This window comes from Elusimicrobiota bacterium (genome assembly GCA_016182905.1).
Taxonomy (GTDB): domain Bacteria; phylum Elusimicrobiota; class Elusimicrobia; order UBA1565; family UBA9628; genus GWA2-66-18.
Genome location: JACPFR010000045.1, coordinates 1 through 14,003 on the forward strand (window position 1 = coordinate 1; position 14,003 = coordinate 14,003).

General features: G+C 69.9%; 17 protein-coding genes. 1 reads left to right on the forward strand and 16 read right to left on the reverse strand.

The features are described 5' to 3' along the window. Positions 1–276, reverse strand: a 276-nt coding sequence (locus tag HYV14_14125; protein MBI2387124.1) for a CHAD domain-containing protein, incomplete at its 3' end; no start/stop codon positions are given. Between the two features lie 73 nt (positions 277–349). Here HYV14_14125 and HYV14_14130 point away from each other — a divergent pair. Continuing rightward, positions 350–652 carry a hypothetical protein gene (locus tag HYV14_14130; GenBank protein ID MBI2387125.1) on the forward strand — a complete coding sequence of 101 codons (303 nt, stop codon included), beginning with the start codon at positions 350–352 and terminating at the stop codon, positions 650–652. A 1-nt stretch (position 653) separates the two neighbouring features. On the opposite strand, the gene HYV14_14135 is transcribed toward HYV14_14130, so the two are convergent. From HYV14_14135 to HYV14_14205, 15 genes are all read right to left on the reverse strand, one after another. Further along, the gene (locus HYV14_14135) at positions 654–1,139 is read right to left on the reverse strand and encodes a hypothetical protein (GenBank protein MBI2387126.1); all 486 of its coding nucleotides are present in this window, start codon (positions 1,137–1,139) and stop codon (positions 654–656) included. A 23-nt stretch (positions 1,140–1,162) separates the two neighbouring features. After that, positions 1,163–2,035, reverse strand: coding sequence for a universal stress protein (locus HYV14_14140; GenBank protein MBI2387127.1), 873 nt, complete (start codon positions 2,033–2,035; stop codon positions 1,163–1,165). A gap of 43 nt (positions 2,036–2,078) precedes the next feature. Continuing rightward, entirely contained in the window at positions 2,079–2,924 is an 846-nt protein-coding gene (cyoE, locus tag HYV14_14145) for a protoheme IX farnesyltransferase (protein ID MBI2387128.1), read from the reverse strand. Further along, positions 2,924–4,675 carry a cbb3-type cytochrome c oxidase subunit I gene (locus HYV14_14150; GenBank protein MBI2387129.1) on the reverse strand — a complete coding sequence of 584 codons (1,752 nt, stop codon included), beginning with the start codon at positions 4,673–4,675 and terminating at the stop codon, positions 2,924–2,926. Before HYV14_14150 ends, cyoE begins: the two co-directional genes overlap by 1 nt. A gap of 21 nt (positions 4,676–4,696) precedes the next feature. Continuing rightward, positions 4,697–5,404: a cytochrome c oxidase subunit II gene (coxB, locus tag HYV14_14155; GenBank protein ID MBI2387130.1), complete on the reverse strand. Its 708-nt coding sequence runs from the start codon at positions 5,402–5,404 to the stop codon at positions 4,697–4,699. Then, positions 5,401–5,973: an SCO family protein gene (locus HYV14_14160; protein MBI2387131.1), complete on the reverse strand. Its 573-nt coding sequence runs from the start codon at positions 5,971–5,973 to the stop codon at positions 5,401–5,403. Before HYV14_14160 ends, coxB begins: the two co-directional genes overlap by 4 nt. After that, on the reverse strand, positions 5,973–6,302 hold the full coding sequence (locus HYV14_14165; protein MBI2387132.1) for a cytochrome C oxidase subunit IV family protein: 330 nt from the start codon (positions 6,300–6,302) through the stop codon (positions 5,973–5,975). Before HYV14_14165 ends, HYV14_14160 begins: the two co-directional genes overlap by 1 nt. A 13-nt stretch (positions 6,303–6,315) precedes the next feature. Continuing rightward, the gene (locus HYV14_14170; protein ID MBI2387133.1) at positions 6,316–6,942 is read right to left on the reverse strand and encodes a heme-copper oxidase subunit III; all 627 of its coding nucleotides are present in this window, start codon (positions 6,940–6,942) and stop codon (positions 6,316–6,318) included. A 3-nt stretch (positions 6,943–6,945) separates the two neighbouring features. Beyond that, positions 6,946–7,458, reverse strand: coding sequence for an Rrf2 family transcriptional regulator (locus tag HYV14_14175; GenBank protein MBI2387134.1), 513 nt, complete (start codon positions 7,456–7,458; stop codon positions 6,946–6,948). A 167-nt stretch (positions 7,459–7,625) separates the two neighbouring features. Further along, a complete protein-coding gene (locus HYV14_14180; protein MBI2387135.1) occupies positions 7,626–8,366 on the reverse strand; it encodes an anaerobic ribonucleoside-triphosphate reductase activating protein in 741 nt (246 codons plus the stop codon). Beyond that, complete coding sequence (locus HYV14_14185) at positions 8,323–8,502, reverse strand: hypothetical protein (GenBank protein ID MBI2387136.1); 180 nt, start codon at positions 8,500–8,502, stop codon at positions 8,323–8,325. The genes HYV14_14180 and HYV14_14185 overlap by 44 nt, the downstream gene beginning before the upstream one ends. Further along, complete coding sequence (locus HYV14_14190; protein ID MBI2387137.1) at positions 8,499–10,532, reverse strand: ribonucleoside triphosphate reductase; 2,034 nt, start codon at positions 10,530–10,532, stop codon at positions 8,499–8,501. Before HYV14_14190 ends, HYV14_14185 begins: the two co-directional genes overlap by 4 nt. 257 nt (positions 10,533–10,789) lie before the next feature. Next, positions 10,790–12,394, reverse strand: a complete 1,605-nt coding sequence (locus HYV14_14195) for an isochorismatase family protein (protein ID MBI2387138.1) — start codon at positions 12,392–12,394, stop codon at positions 10,790–10,792. Beyond that, a complete protein-coding gene (locus HYV14_14200; GenBank protein ID MBI2387139.1) occupies positions 12,391–13,263 on the reverse strand; it encodes an NAD(P)/FAD-dependent oxidoreductase in 873 nt (290 codons plus the stop codon). Before HYV14_14200 ends, HYV14_14195 begins: the two co-directional genes overlap by 4 nt. Then, positions 13,260–13,943: a Crp/Fnr family transcriptional regulator gene (locus HYV14_14205; protein ID MBI2387140.1), complete on the reverse strand. Its 684-nt coding sequence runs from the start codon at positions 13,941–13,943 to the stop codon at positions 13,260–13,262. Before HYV14_14205 ends, HYV14_14200 begins: the two co-directional genes overlap by 4 nt. Positions 13,944–14,003 lie beyond the last annotated feature (60 nt).

Here is a 14,003-nt window from a genome sequence, read left to right on the forward strand (position 1 = left end):
CGCCTCCGGCGGCAGGTCGGCGCCGCGCCGGGAGACCAGGCGCTCCAGCGTGTCGGCGAAGACGCGCGCGTCGCGCAGCGGGGCCAGGGCCCGCGCGGCGCGGCGGCAGGCGGAGCCGGCGCGGGCGCACTCCGCCGCGACCGCGGTGCCCCGCCCGAGCCTCAGCACGGCGCGCGCCCGCCGCAGGCTCTTGCGAGCCTCGTGCACCGTGCGGGCCGACGGGGGGCTTCGGCGAAGCCACCCGCGCGCCCGTTCGACGTCGCGGAAGGGATCCATCCCCCTCTCCCGCCGCAACGAACAGACCTTGGCCCGTTCGTTGCGCCCCGAGAGCAGGACGCAAGGAGGCCTTATGACCGGGACCGCGGGCCTGCGCAGGACGGTGGAGATGTTCGCGGCCGTGCTGATGCTGCTCCTGCTGGTGACGGCCCTGGCGCGCAAGCCGGCCGGGCCGCCCGAAGGGCCCGCGACGACCGCGGCGGCGATCGACAACCCCGTGGTCCTCAACATCAGGACCTTGATCTATCACTGTCTCGCCTGCGACCTGGTCCGCAACTGCGGCACCGACTGCGTGACGGTGGACGTCGCCGAGGCGCGGCGGCGCGGCGCGAAGCCCTGCGTGACCTGCGGAGGAATCTGCCTGGCGCGCAGGTAGTTCAGCGCGCCGAGTGCCCGTGCAGGGCGTGCTCCCCGAACTCCTGCAGCAGGGCCGCCGGCAGGCGCTCCCGCATCAGCGGGAAGAGCGTCTTCTCCTCGAACGTCAGATGAGCGTCCACCTCCGCGCTCATGCGGGGGAGGAGCTCGCGCACGCGATGCGCGTGCTCGCCGTCGAAAGTGAAGGCGACGACGCTGAACAGCTTCATGATCTCGGCGACCGCCCGCCGGCCGCCCGCGAAGGCGTCGCGCGTCGGCGCGTCGAGCTTGACCAAGGGGGCGACCTCCCTCAGGAACTCGTCCTCCGCCGCCTCATGATCCCGGAAGGACGCGAAGAACGCCTCGATGTCCTTCAAGAGACGCTTGCAGTCGAGCGAGACGCAGTCGTCCCAGCCGACTCCATGCGGACGCTGGAAACGCGCCTGGAGCGCCGTGAGCTCCTGGCGAAGCTGCCGGTGATTATCGAGAAAGACCTCGATGATGTCCATAACCCCTCCTTCCGGCGAAGACGCTATCCCGGCTTCGAGGACTTCTCCGGCCGCGCGCCTTCGGCGACGCGCAGGGCGTGGAGCATCCGCCCCGGGACGGGGACCGACAGCACCGGGATCGAGGACCTGCGGAGGACCTGCTCCAAGGTCGTACCGAAGAACGCGTCCTTGATGAGGGATTTCCCGTGCGCGACGAGGATGACCCAATCCTGCCCGCGCTTGGCCTTCAGGATGCCCTTCACGGCGGGGCCGACGGCGGACGCCGTTTCCGGGCGGCAGGCCTTGCGGACCTCCGCGGGCAGGCGGTCGACGAGCCGCGACAGCCGGAACCCGACGTTGCCGCTCCAGATCGGGTCGTCGGTCACGTGCAGGACCTTCAGCCCGGCCGCGAGCGACGCGGCCGCGGCCGCGGCGTACTGCAGGCCGTATTCCGAATACGGCGTGAAGTTCACGGGCGCGAGGATCGAGCGGATGGGCCGGACCTTCCCCCGCGCCGCGAGCACGGGGACGGGCGAGGTGCGGATCACGGCCTCGGCGGTCGAGCCCAGCATCACCCGCCGCAGGCCCTTGCGCCCGTGCGTGCCGACCACGATCATGTCCGGATGGCCGAGCTTGGCCAGCTCCACGATGCGCAGGGCCGGGTCGCCGTGGAGGACCGAGATCTTGACTCCCTCCCCGATCTCCGCGCGGATCTGGGCGCGCATCTCCCGCGCGCCGGCCGGGGTGAGGACGGGAGGAGGCATCAGGTCGACGCCGGCCTGCCAGGGCTCGACGTAGACGGCTTCCAGGGAGGCGCCGCAGGCCTCCGCCAGCGCGGAGGCGTGCCGCCACGCCGTCCGGGAGACGTCGGTGAGATCGTACGCGACGAGAATCCGCTTCGGAGGGAATCGGATCATATGGCCCCCAGTCCTCACATGCGTTCCGGCGCAACGATACGGCCTAGCGCCGGTCGGCGACGAGGGCGGCGAGCACGAACGGCAGGTAGGCGAGCGACGCGAGGAAGACGCGCCGCGCCGAAGCCTGGGTCAGCTCGCGGGCGGCGGACAAGGACAGGACGAGGAACACGCCGCCGAGGGAGAGCGCCGTGAACAGGTAGGCCCCGCCGGCCAGGCCGAGGCCGAAGGGAAGGACCGACACGACGAGGAGGAGGCCCGCGGTCGCCGCCATCTGCCAGGCCAGCTCGGCGCCCGAGGGATCGGTCACGGAGCTCACGCGGTAGCCGCCGAGGGCGTAGTCCTCGCGGTACAGCCAAGCCAGGGCCAGGAAGTGAGGCATTTGCCACAGGAACTGGATCCCGAACAGGACCGCCGCCGAGGCGTCGAGGGCTCCGCCCGCCGCGGTCCAGCCGATCACCGGCGGCAGCGCCCCGGGGACCGCGCCGACCCAGGTCGAGAGCGGCGAGAAGCGCTTCATCGGGGTGTAGACGAGCAGGTAGCTGGCCAAGGTGAACGCGGTCAGCGCGCACGCGGTCCCGCCGACCTTCCAGTACAGGAGCCCGAGCCCCGCCGCGCCCCACAGCAGGCCGAGAGCGTGCGCCGCCGCGGGCGTGACGCGGCCCGTCGGGATCGGGCGGCGCGCGGTCCGCTTCATCCTCGCGTCGAGGTCCGCCTCGAGGACCTGGTTGAGGCACCCCGTCGAGGCCGAAGCCAGCGCCACCCCGATCACGGTCCACAGCAGGCGCGCCCCGTCGAGAGGGCCCCGGGAGGCCAGCGCGAAGCCCGCCGCGGCGCACAGCGCCACGAGCGCGGTGATGCGCGGCTTGGCCAGCTCCAGGTACGCCTTCATCAGGCCCTGACCCCGTAGTCGTAGGGGTCGCTCTCAGCCTTGGGCGGGGTCTTGAAGTTGCCGTGCGGGGGCGGCGAGGCCGCCTTCCACTCGAGGGTCAGCGCCTCCCACGGGTTCTCCCCCGCCTGCTCGCCGCCGCGCAGCGAGGCGAGGACGTTGTAGGAGAACACGAGCACCGACGAGCCGACGACCAGGGCGGCCAGGCTGGCGAAGGTCTGCACCGGGTCCATCCACGCCGGGAAGTCCGCGACGTGGCGGCGCATGCCGTGGTTGCCGAGCCAGAACAACGGGATGAAGACGGCGTTGAAGCCGACGAACATCAGTCCGCACTGGACCTTGGCCAAGGTCTCGTTCAGGCGCCTGCCCGTCATCTTCGGGAACCAGTGATGAAAACCCGCGAAGAAGCCGAACACGGCGCCGCCCATGATCGTGAAGTGGAAGTGGGCGACGATGAACCAGGTGTCGTGCAGGTGCAGGTCGGTCGGGGCGTCGGCCAGCGGGATGCCGGTCAGGCCGCCGATCAGGAAGTTGGCGACCATCGCCAGCGCCCACAGCGCCGGGGAGTCGAGGCGGAGTTTCGACTTCCACAGCGTGCCCATCACGGACAGGAAGACGACGCCGGTCGGGATCGAGATCAATTCGGTATTGATCATGAACGGCAGCTTGAGGAGCATCCACATGCCCGACGTGAACATGTGGTGGGCCCAGACGATGAAGCTCAGCGCCGTGATCGTCATCAGCGCGCCCGCGACGAGCTTGTAGGCGAACAGCGGCTTGCGCGCGTACACCGGCAGGATCTCCAGCACCGCGCCGAAGGCGGGCAGGATCATGATGTACACGGCCGGGTGGGAGTAGTACCAGAACAGGTGCTGGTACAGGAGCACGTTCCCCCCGAGGTCCGAGGCGAAGAACGTCGTGTGCATGACGCGGTCGAAGGTGACCATGATCAGCGACGCGGCGACGACCGAGGTGCCCATGATCTGGATGATTGCGGTCGCGACGATCGACCAGGTGAAGATCGGCACCCGCCTCCAGCCCATGCCCGGGGCGCGCATCGTGAGCACGGTGGCGACGAAGTTGACGCCGCCGAAGATCGAGGAGAAGCCGGCGGTGACGAAGGCCAGCACGAAGAGCTGCTTGCCGATCGTCGAGCCCTGCGTGGACAGCGGGGCGATGGCGGTCCAGCCGAAGTCGAGCCCGCCGAGCAGCGGCGAGGCGAGCAGGAGGATCACCGCCGGCGGCAGGAGCCAGAAGCTGAGCGCGTTCAGGCGCGGGAAGGCCATGTCCCGGGCGCCGATCTGCAGCGGGACTATGAAGTTGCCGAGGCCGCCCGCCGTGGCGATCAGGGCGACGACGACCATCGTGATGCCGTGCAGGGACATGACGGTCACGTACTGCTCGGGGGTCAGGTACTGCAGGCCGTGCCGGGCGAGCTCGAGGCGCATCGTCAGCGCGAGCAGGCCGCCGACGAGGAAGATGATCACGGCGGCGGCCGTGTACTGGATGCCGACCACCTTGTGGTCGACGTCGAAGGAGAAGTAGCGCGCGACGCCGTGCTTCTCCTCGGGCTCCTTGCCCTCGGCGTAGCTGCGCATGGCCTTGGCGCCCCCGACGACGCCGAGGAAGACGAGCAGGGACGCCAGGTAGCCGAGCACGCAGGCGGCCTGCGGGCCCAGCGGGCCCCGCAGGCCCAGGTAGCCGGCGACGAACACGGCGGCGCCGGCGGCGAGTGCTGAGAAAAATTCGGTCATTTCGTTCTCCGGTCGATGGGACTAGAATTCCGCCTTCATGCTGCTCTCGAAGTCCTCGTGCTCGAGGACCTCGACGCTGGCCAGCATGTCGTAATGGTCGCGGCCGCACAGCTGGTTGCAGAGCAACGTATATTCCCCGGTCTTGGTCGGCGTCAGGATCATCGGGATCGCCTTGCCGGGCACGGCGTCCTGCTTGATGCGGAACTCGGGGACCCAGAACGCGTGGACGACGTCCTTCGAGGTCAGGATCAGGCGGTGGCGCTTGCCCTTCTCCATGAACAGCTTGGCGCCGAAGGTCTTGTACTGCGGGTAGTAGAACTCCCAGCTGAACTGCGAGGCGCGGACCTCGATGTCGATGTCGGCCGAGGGGTCCTTGATGAGCTCGCGCAGCTCGTGCGCGCCGAGCGCGGCCAAAGACAACGTCAGCGCGATGCTGGCCGCGATCCAGCCGACCTCGACGAAGCGGCCGCGGCTGCCGTCGAACTTCTCGCCCTGCTCGGTCCGCTTCGCGGCCCGAAAGGCGAAGACGCAGTAGAGCAGGAAGCCCATCACGAGGGCGTAGATCACTCCCTCGACGACGAGCAGCCCGTACCAGGCGGAGTCCACGTGGGCCGCCTGCGCGGACGCGGCCAGGGGCATCGTCGGGAAGCGGGTGAAGAGGACGTAGAGCGCCCCGGCGATGAGGGCGCTGAGCGCGGCGATGACGGCGACGGCGGATTTATTCTTCAAGAACCGACCTCCAGGAGCCGCCGCGCGTCGCGCGCGATCGCGGCGTTGTCAGAATCGCTGAGCCCGTCGTAGTAGCCTCGGATGGCGCCGCTCCGGTCGATGAGCACGAAGCGCGAGCTGTGCGTCGCGCGCTGCTCCTCGGGAGCGGACGGGTTGACCGACAGCGGCAGGCGGAAGCCCGCGTACAGCAGGTGATAGGTCTCGGACGGCGAGCCGCGCAGGAACACCCAGCGCTCCGGCTCGGCCTCGTAGCGCCGGGCGTAGCGGCGCAGGCGCTCCGGGGTGTCCCCCTCGGAGTCGACTGCCACCGTCAGCAGCCCGACCGACGGCGGCAGCTCGCGGCCGAGCTTGGACAGCCGCGCGCTGAGGATCGGGCAGGGCCCGGCGCAGCGGGTGAATACGAAGTCGGCGATCCACACCTTGCCCAGCAGGTCCTTGCGCCCGAACGGCGCGGCGGAGTCCGGGCCGACCGAGGTCATCGTGAACTCGGGCAGCACGGCGAGCGGCCCGGTCTTGCGCGCGCAGGCGCAGGACAGCAGGACGACGCAGGCGATCAGGGCTCGGCGCATCAGAATCGGGCGAAGGTCAGGTCGGGCAGTATCCCGACGACGAGTATGCCCACGGCGACGGCGCCGATGCCGAGGATCACGTACGTCATCGCGCGCTCGCGGCGCAGGCCCATGTAGTAGAAGCCGATGAGGCTCGCCTTGGCGCCCGCGATGATCAGCGCCAGCGAGACCGTCATGATCCGTCCGCCGTGGGTGAAGTGCCCCGCGCCCACCGTCGCGACGGTCAGGGCCAGCAGGGCCAGATAGACGCCGAGGTCGAGGGCGTCGTCCGAATGCGCCGCGTCCTTTTCGACGCCGGCGAGCGCGGCGGGAGCGATTTCCTGGTTCAATGGAGGTCTCCTGTCAGATGAGGTAGAGCAGCGGGAAGAGGAACACCCAGACCACGTCGACGAAGTGCCAGTACAGGCCGGCGTACTCCGCGCGGCGCGCGACGGCGGGCATCGGGGCGCGGGCGGAGGCGAACAGCGCGACGCCGTTCCAGACCAGGCCGGCGACGATGTGCAGGCCGTGGAGGATGGTGAGCATGTAGTAGTACGACAGGAAGATCGACAGCCCCGGGCTCGCCTTGGCCAGCTCCGAGCCCGGATAGTAGCCGTGGGAGACCTTGAGCGCGTACTCCGCGGACTTCACGACGAGGAACCCGAGGCCCAGGACGATGGTCGCGATCATGTTCGCGCGGTACCCCGCGCGGTCGGCGCGCTCGGCGCGCGTGATGGCGCGGACCATGGTGTAGGAGCTCGTGAGCAGGAGGACGGTGTTCAGCGCGGCCATAGCCAGGCCGGGCAGGTGGCCCGCCTCGGGCCAGACCACGACGCCGAGGGCGCACTCGGGATTGCCCAGGCGCGTGCCGACGTAGGACGCCAGGAAGGCGCCGAACAGGAGTATCTCCGACAGGATGAACAGCCAGAGGCCGACCTTGCCCCCCTCGTCCTCTCGCCAGTCGGCGTCCGCCGTGATCGCTGCTTCCATGTCTTACCGTCCCCCTCGAGCGTGTCGCGCGGCGTCCGGCGCCGCGTGCGTCTGTTCCTTTTTAGGACCGTTATTGAGCGGATGGATCTCGAGGCTCTTGGCCATCTCCGCCAAGGTGGTGCGCGCCAGCGAGACGCGGACGTCCTCCTCGCGCTCGCGCAGCGGGCAGAACACGACGCAGTCCGTGCCCTCGCACTTGCGCTCGCCGTAGAACACGCAGTCCGCGCGGTGATACGGCCCCTCGCAGGCCTCGAGGATGTCGAGCAAGGAGATCTCCGCCGCCGGCTTGGCCAGCGCCACGCCGCCGTTGGCGCCGCTCTTCGAGGTGATCAGCCCGTGCCGCGTGCACAGCTCCAGGATCTTGGACAGGAAGCTCTTCGGGATGGCCTGCGCCTCGGCCAGCACGCGCACCGGGATCGGCTTGCCCGGCACGCCGCCGGACTCCAGCGCGAGGCGGGTGAGCGCCGCGATGGCGTACTCCCCTCCCCGGTTCAGATTGAAGCATCCCGTGTTCATGGACGTTTTGTGTCTTTAATGTCTACGAACTCTACCGCAACGCTCCGGCCATGGTTTTCCGTCAAAAATGGAACACCCGTCTTTTTCCGCTTAAGGTTGAGCGCGGCTGCCGCGGGACTCATCCACGCCGTTCACAGCGGCACTGTCGTCGACGACAGCGTGTTTGGTTATACGCCGCGAAGCTCGACCCGGGGAGAGGCGGCGGCCGCCGCCGTAAGAAGGCGGGAAAGAGCGACCGGGTCGTGAGAGGAGAGCAGCGCCGCGTCGCGGCAGCCGTCGGGACGGAAGGCTTGGAGCACGTGCTTGCGCGCGCCCAGCGCGAACACGGAGCCGGACAGCGCGACGAGCTCATGCTCGGAGATCAGCGCGGCGTGGACCGTCGTCCGGCACTCGAGATCGACCCCGCTTTCCACTATAAGGCGAAGGCTCTCCAACGCCTTCCCGCCGCTGCCGGGAACGCCGTTGACCGCCTCGTAGCGCTCGAACGGCGCCTTGACGTCGAACCCCACCCAGTCGACCAGCGGCAGGACGGCGCCGAGCTTCTCCGGATACGCGCCGCCGGTGTGAAGGCCGATCTTGAAGCCCATGGCCTTGACCTCGCGCATCGCGGCCGCGAGGCCGTCCTGCAAGGTCGGCTCGCCTCCGCTGAAGACGACGGCGTCGAGAAGCCCCTTGCGGCCGCGCAGGAAGGCGCGCGCCGCTCCCCACTCGCGCTCCGGCGCGGCGTCGGCCGGGATGAGGTGCGGGTTGTGGCAATAGGCGCAGCGCCAGGGGCAGCCCTGGAGGAAAAGGACCGCCGCCAGCGCGCCGGGATAGTCCGTCGTGCTGAGCGGCGTCAGTCCGCCGATGCGGAGTTCGGGGGCCTTAGGAAGCGCGGGGTAGGTCGCATTCCTTGAAGAAGCGGCGATCGTAGTGCTCCCCCTTCTTGCCGATGTTGAACGACGCGACCGGGCGGTGATAGCCCATCACGCGCGTCCACACCTCGCAGGGCTGGCGCTCCGAGTCTTCGAGACGGGCGACCGGCTGGGACGGGTTCTTGTTCATTTCGCGCTCCTCTGCTTTTCAGCCAGGCGTTCGACGTCGCACTTCGGGCAGAACGGATGCTCGCCGTCCAGATAGCCGTGAGTGGGGCAGATCGAGAACGTGGGCGTGATCGTGATGTACGGCAGGCGGAAGCGCTCGAGCGCCCGCTTGACCAAAGTCTTGCAGGCCTGACCGCTCGAGACGCGCTCGCCCATGTACAGGTGCAGGACGGTCCCGCCGGTGTACTTGCGCTGCAGCTCGTCCTGGCGCTCCAGGGCCTCGAAGGGGTCGTCGGTGAAGCCGACGGGCAGCTGCGAGGAGTTGGTGTAGTAGGGGCGGTCGGCCGTGCCGGCCTGGAGTATGCCGGGGAAGCGCTTGCGGTCCTCCTTGGCGAAGCGGTAGGTCGTGCCCTCGGCGGGCGTCGCCTCGAGGTTGTACATGTGGCCGGTCTCCTCCTGGATGGCGACCATGCGCGTGCGCAGGTGGTCCAGGAAGCGCACCGCCAGCGCGTGGCCCTCGGCGGCGGTGATGTCGAAGGCGTCGGCGCTGAAGTTCCGGATCATCTCGTTGATCCCGTTGACCCCGATCGTCGAGAAGTGATTCCTCATGGTGCCGAGGTAGCGGCGCGTGTACGGGAACAGGCCGTCGTCCATCAGGCGCTGGATGACCTTGCGCTTGATCTCGAGGCTGTTGCGGGCGACGTCGATGAGCTCATCGAGGCGTCCGAGCAGCGCCTTCTCGTCGCCCGCGTGCAGGTGCCCCAGGCGCGCGCAGTTGATGGTGACCACGCCGAGCGAGCCGGTCTGCTCGGCCGAGCCGAACAGGCCGTTGCCGCGCTTGAGCAATTCTCGAAGGTCGAGCTGCAAGCGGCAGCACATCGACCGGATCATGTTGGGCTTGAGCTCGGAGTTGACGAAGTTCTGGAAGTAGGGCAGGCCGTACTTGGCCGTCATCTCGAAGAGGCGGTCCGCGTTCTCGCTCTCCCACGGGAAGTCGGCGGTGATGTTGTAGGTCGGGATCGGGAAGGTGAAGACCCGGCCTTTCGAGTCGCCGGTGATCATGACCTCGATGTAGGCGCGGTTGATCATGTCCATCTCGGCCTGGAGCTCGCCGTAGGTGAACGGCTGCTCCACGCCGCCGATCAGCGGGTGCTTCTCGCGCAGGTCCTCGGGGCAGACCCAGTCGAACGTTAGATTCGTGAAGGGGGTCTGCGTCCCCCACCGGGAGGGGACGTTGAGGTTGTAGATCAGCTCTTGAATGCACTGCCGCACTTCTTTATACGGGAGCTTGTCCTTGCGGATGAACGGAGCCATATACGTATCGAAGGAGCTGAAGGCCTGCGCGCCCGCCCACTCGTTCTGCAAGGTGCCGAGGAAGTTCACGATCTGACCGACGGCGCTCGACATGTGCTTGGGCGGGCCGGCCTCGACCTTGCCCGGAACGCCGTTGAGGCCTTCCTGAAGCAGAGTCCTCAACGACCAGCCGGCGCAATAGCCGGCCAGCATGTCGAGATCGTGGATGTGGATGTCGCCGGCGCGGTGCGCCTCCCCCATCTCGGGCGAGTACACGTGGTTGAGCCAGTAGTTGGCGACGACCTTGCCCGACACGTTCAGGACCAGCCCGCCCAGCGAGTAGCCCTGGTTGGCGTTGGCGTTGATGCGCCAGTCGAGGCGGTTGACGTACTCGTTGATCGAGGACTCCACGTCGACGACCGTCTTCTGGTCGCGGCGCATCTTGCGGTGCTGCTCGCGGTAGACGATGTAGGCGCGGGCCGTCTTGAAGTGGTCGGCGGAGATCAGCACGTGCTCGACGACGTCCTGGATCTTCTCGATGGTCAGCGGGCCGGCGCCGGAGCGGCGGGAGAGGACCTTGATCACCTTGTCGGTCAGCGGCCCCGCGTCGGCGTCGCCGAACTCCCCCGAGGCGGCGCCCGCCCGGGCGATGGCGGAGCGGATCTTGGCCGCGTCGAACTCGACGCACGACCCGTCGCGCTTGTTGACCGACCGCAAAGTCGAAACCAGCTCCCGCGTCTCCGCCAGCTTGGTCGTCATTGGGGTTTGGTTCTCCTGATATGCTGAAAATGTGCGAGCACGCAGGCACGCAACAGACATGCCGCAGAAGACTGTTCCACCCTGGCGCATATCGATAAAAGATAACACTCGATGGACGATGGCTGTTCCAGGAAAGAACAACGGAACGGACGAACCACAAAGACACTAAGACACAAAGAACGGATGGTAAGCAAAAGACCTCGTAGCCGTTGACCATTAAGCCGTTCTTTGTGCCTTAGTGTCTTTGTGGTGGACGTTTACTCGGCGGGGAGCGCGGCGACGATGTCGTCGGTCAGCATCACGCGCGAGAAGCCCTGCGCGAGGCTGCGCAGCGCACCAAGGTGGAGCTGCTCGTCGTGGGCGACGGTCGCGTCCGCGGGCACGAAGGTGCGCAGGCCCAGGTCGAAGGCGGCGCGAACGGACGACTCGACGCACAGGTTGGTGGCCAGGCCGCAGACGACGAGGTCCCGGACCCCGGCCGCGCGCAGCTCGCGGGCCAGGCGCGGGTTGGAGAAGGCGCTGTAGCGGGTCTTGCGCAGGACCGTCTCCCCCGGAAGGGGCTTGAGCGCCGAGGTGACCAAAGACTCCGGCTCCCCGTCGCGGCAGGTCTTCGCCCACCAGCTCGTCATCAGGCTCCCGTCGCTCGCCGGGTCGCGGTGGGCGTGGCGGGCGAAGAACACCGGGCGTCCGGCCGCGCGGAAGGCCGCCAGCAGGCGCGCGGCGCCGATCACGGCGGCGCGGGACTGGGGCAGGTACGCCGGGGAGTTGCGGTCGACGAAGAAGTCGATGAGGTCCACGACGAGCAGTCCCGAGCGATGCGCGGCCAGGGCCTCGCCGCGGGGCTTGAAGCGGGACAGTTCCCCCATCCACGCCCGGGACTTGCGCGCCATCGTGTCGGGGACCACGTAGCACTCGCTCTCCAGGGCCGCCGCGCGCAGGCCGGCGCGCGCCTCGTCGCGCAGGGCGCTCGACCAGAGCTGGCCGCAGGAGGTGGCGGCGTCGATTTCCTCGGGCGTGCTGGGAGAGAGGATGACCGAGAAGCCGCGCCCCCGCAGGCCGGCGTCCGCCGCGGCGACGTCGGGCGGCGCCTCGTGCCACTGGCGCGCGGAGCCGCTGGCCTCGGAGGCGCGCGTCGGGTTGACGGGCGTGATCTTGACGAGGAAGTGCTCCGGGTCGAATATCCTCGCGACCACGGCGGGGTCGAGAGGCTGGTCGGGGGCGAGGGCGAAGTTCAAGGTCACCTTCCGGTCTCCCGGGCGGCGCCAGCGCCGGCCGAAGTCGGCCACGCGCTCCAGGCTCCAGGGGCGGGCGCGCATGACCCGCCGTCGCACGGCCTCGTCGGTGGAGTGCGCGGAGAACTGGAGCTGGAAGCGGCCGCCGCCGTAGAGGCGGTCCTTGACCTCGCGCATCTCCTCCAGGCGCTCGGCCGCCGTCGGCGCGTCGGGGGCGACCGTCGAGATCGAGGCCGTCAGCCCGGGGCCGCCCCACTCCTGGGCCAGGCGCTCGAGGGCCTCGGGCGTGGCCGGGTTCAAGGTCGGCTCGCCCAGGCGCGCGAAGTGGACCTTGAACTTGGGGTGGCGGCGGGCGTCGAGGCCGGGGTTGTCCTTGACCACGCGGCGGACCTGGGCGACGATCTCGCCGGCGGTGAGGTTGCCGCGCCAGCCCATCGCCCCGCCGTCGCACATGCGGCAGCCGATCACGCAGCCGACCTGGGTGGAGAGCATCAGCACCCATTTCTCGTCCTTGGGCACGCCGGGCTCGACGGTGTCGACGAACTCGATGAGGCGGCCGCGCTCGCCGGGCAGGCGCGCGAGGTAGAGCCGGCCGAGCGGCCCCGCGGAGCGGGTCTCGAGGACCTTCACTCGGTCTCCCGGAGCCAGCGCAGCGCGCGCACGGCGGCGGCCATGCCGTCGCCCGCGGCCACCGCGACCTGCCGCTCGACCGCGCCGCGCGCGTCGCCGGCGACGAACACGCCCGGGCGCCCGTCCAAGCGCGCCCACGGCGAGGCCTCCGCGCCTATCAGGACGAACACGGCCGACACGGGCAGGCGGGCAGGCTCCTCGCGGCCCTCGCGCAGGACGAGGGCCTCCACGCGGTCGCGGCCCTCGACGCGGACCACGCGGCCGGGGAAGACCTCGGCGTTGGTCAGGGCCGCCAGGCGCGAGAGCAGGAGGCGGTGGGCCTTGAGCGGGCCGCGGGCGACGAGCGTGACGCGGCGGGCCGAGGCGGCGAGGTGCACGGCCTGATGCACCGCGGCCTCGCCGCCGCCGACGACGGCCACGTCGCGCCCGCGCCAGCGCCCGGCCGAGTCGAAGGCCGCGTGGAAGACGCCGCGTCCGCTCAGGCGCTTGGCGCCGGGGGCCGGGAGCGGCTTGAAGCGCGCGCCGGTCGCCAGCACGACGGAGCGCGCCGTGAGCCGGCGCCCGTCGGAGAGGCGCAGCCGCTGGGCGCCGCGTCCGGGACTGAGGCCGGCCAGCTCGCCCTTCACGGTCTTCAGGCCCCACTCCCGCGCCTGCCGGAGGAAGGCCGCCATGAGGCGGCGCCCGGAGACGCCGCCCGGCCAGCCCGGCGCGTTCTCGATGAGGCCCAGGCGGCGCGCCTGCCCGCCGAGAGCGCCGCGCTCGAGGAGGACGGTGCGCAGGCCGGCCCGGGACAGCTGCAGGCCGGCGGCGAGGCCCGCGGGCCCGCCTCCCACGACGATCGCCTCCCACGCGTTCACAGCCCGGCTCACGCCTCGGTCTCTTCTCTCGCCTGGAGCAGCTTCTTCGCGTCGAGGATGTGGATCCGCCCCCGCTCGGTGCGGAGGATGCGCTTGGCGCGCAGGACGGCCAGGCCGCGGAACACGGTCTCCTGGGAGGCGCCCACCCAGGTCGCCAGCTCGTGGCGCGTGGCGGGGATCACGTCGCCGTGGCGCTCCCGCATCCGGAGCAAGGTCGAGACGATGCGCTCGTGGACGCTCTCCCGCCCGAAGCGCACGAGGTTGCGGATCGCGCGGATGCGCTCGGAGCAGCGCTCCGCGGTGCAGCGCGAGACGGCCAGGGAGCGGTGGGACAGGGCCTCGAAGGCCCGGTCGGGGATGCGCACCGCGACGAGCTCGCCCTCCGCCACGGCGGTGCAGGTGTAGGGCGCCCGGCTGCCGAGGCGGCAGTACAGCCCGAACAGGTCGCCGGGCCCGAGCGACTCGGCCTGAAGGGTGCGCGTGCCGCCCGCGAAGATCAGTATCTTGACGCGGCCTTCGCGGATCAGCCAGCCCGCGGTCGCGCGGTCGCCTTCGGAGAACACGACCGCCTTGGGCGCGAAGCGGTGGAGGGAGCAGGCCGCCGCGAGGGCGGCGATATCCGCCTCGGACGCGCCCGAGAACGGAGGCGTCTTGGCGAGAAGGGCGGCGATCTGGCTCTGGTCCGTGCTCAACTCCGTCGACATACGCAACGAGACGGCCAAACGCCCGGGCCGCTTCGTTGCGTGCGTCCG

Coding starts and splice junctions, on each gene's coding strand:
- HYV14_14130 (MBI2387125.1), top strand. CDS start 350: ATGACCGGGACCGCGGGCCTGCGCAGGACGGTGGAGATGTTCGCGGCC.
- HYV14_14135 (MBI2387126.1), bottom strand. CDS start 1,139: ATGGACATCATCGAGGTCTTTCTCGATAATCACCGGCAGCTTCGCCAG.
- HYV14_14140 (MBI2387127.1), bottom strand. CDS start 2,035: ATGATCCGATTCCCTCCGAAGCGGATTCTCGTCGCGTACGATCTCACC.
- cyoE (MBI2387128.1), bottom strand. CDS start 2,924: ATGAAGGCGTACCTGGAGCTGGCCAAGCCGCGCATCACCGCGCTCGTG.
- HYV14_14150 (MBI2387129.1), bottom strand. CDS start 4,675: ATGACCGAATTTTTCTCAGCACTCGCCGCCGGCGCCGCCGTGTTCGTC.
- HYV14_14160 (MBI2387131.1), bottom strand. CDS start 5,973: ATGCGCCGAGCCCTGATCGCCTGCGTCGTCCTGCTGTCCTGCGCCTGC.
- HYV14_14170 (MBI2387133.1), bottom strand. CDS start 6,942: ATGGAAGCAGCGATCACGGCGGACGCCGACTGGCGAGAGGACGAGGGG.
- HYV14_14175 (MBI2387134.1), bottom strand. CDS start 7,458: ATGAACACGGGATGCTTCAATCTGAACCGGGGAGGGGAGTACGCCATC.
- HYV14_14185 (MBI2387136.1), bottom strand. CDS start 8,502: ATGAACAAGAACCCGTCCCAGCCGGTCGCCCGTCTCGAAGACTCGGAG.
- HYV14_14190 (MBI2387137.1), bottom strand. CDS start 10,532: ATGACGACCAAGCTGGCGGAGACGCGGGAGCTGGTTTCGACTTTGCGG.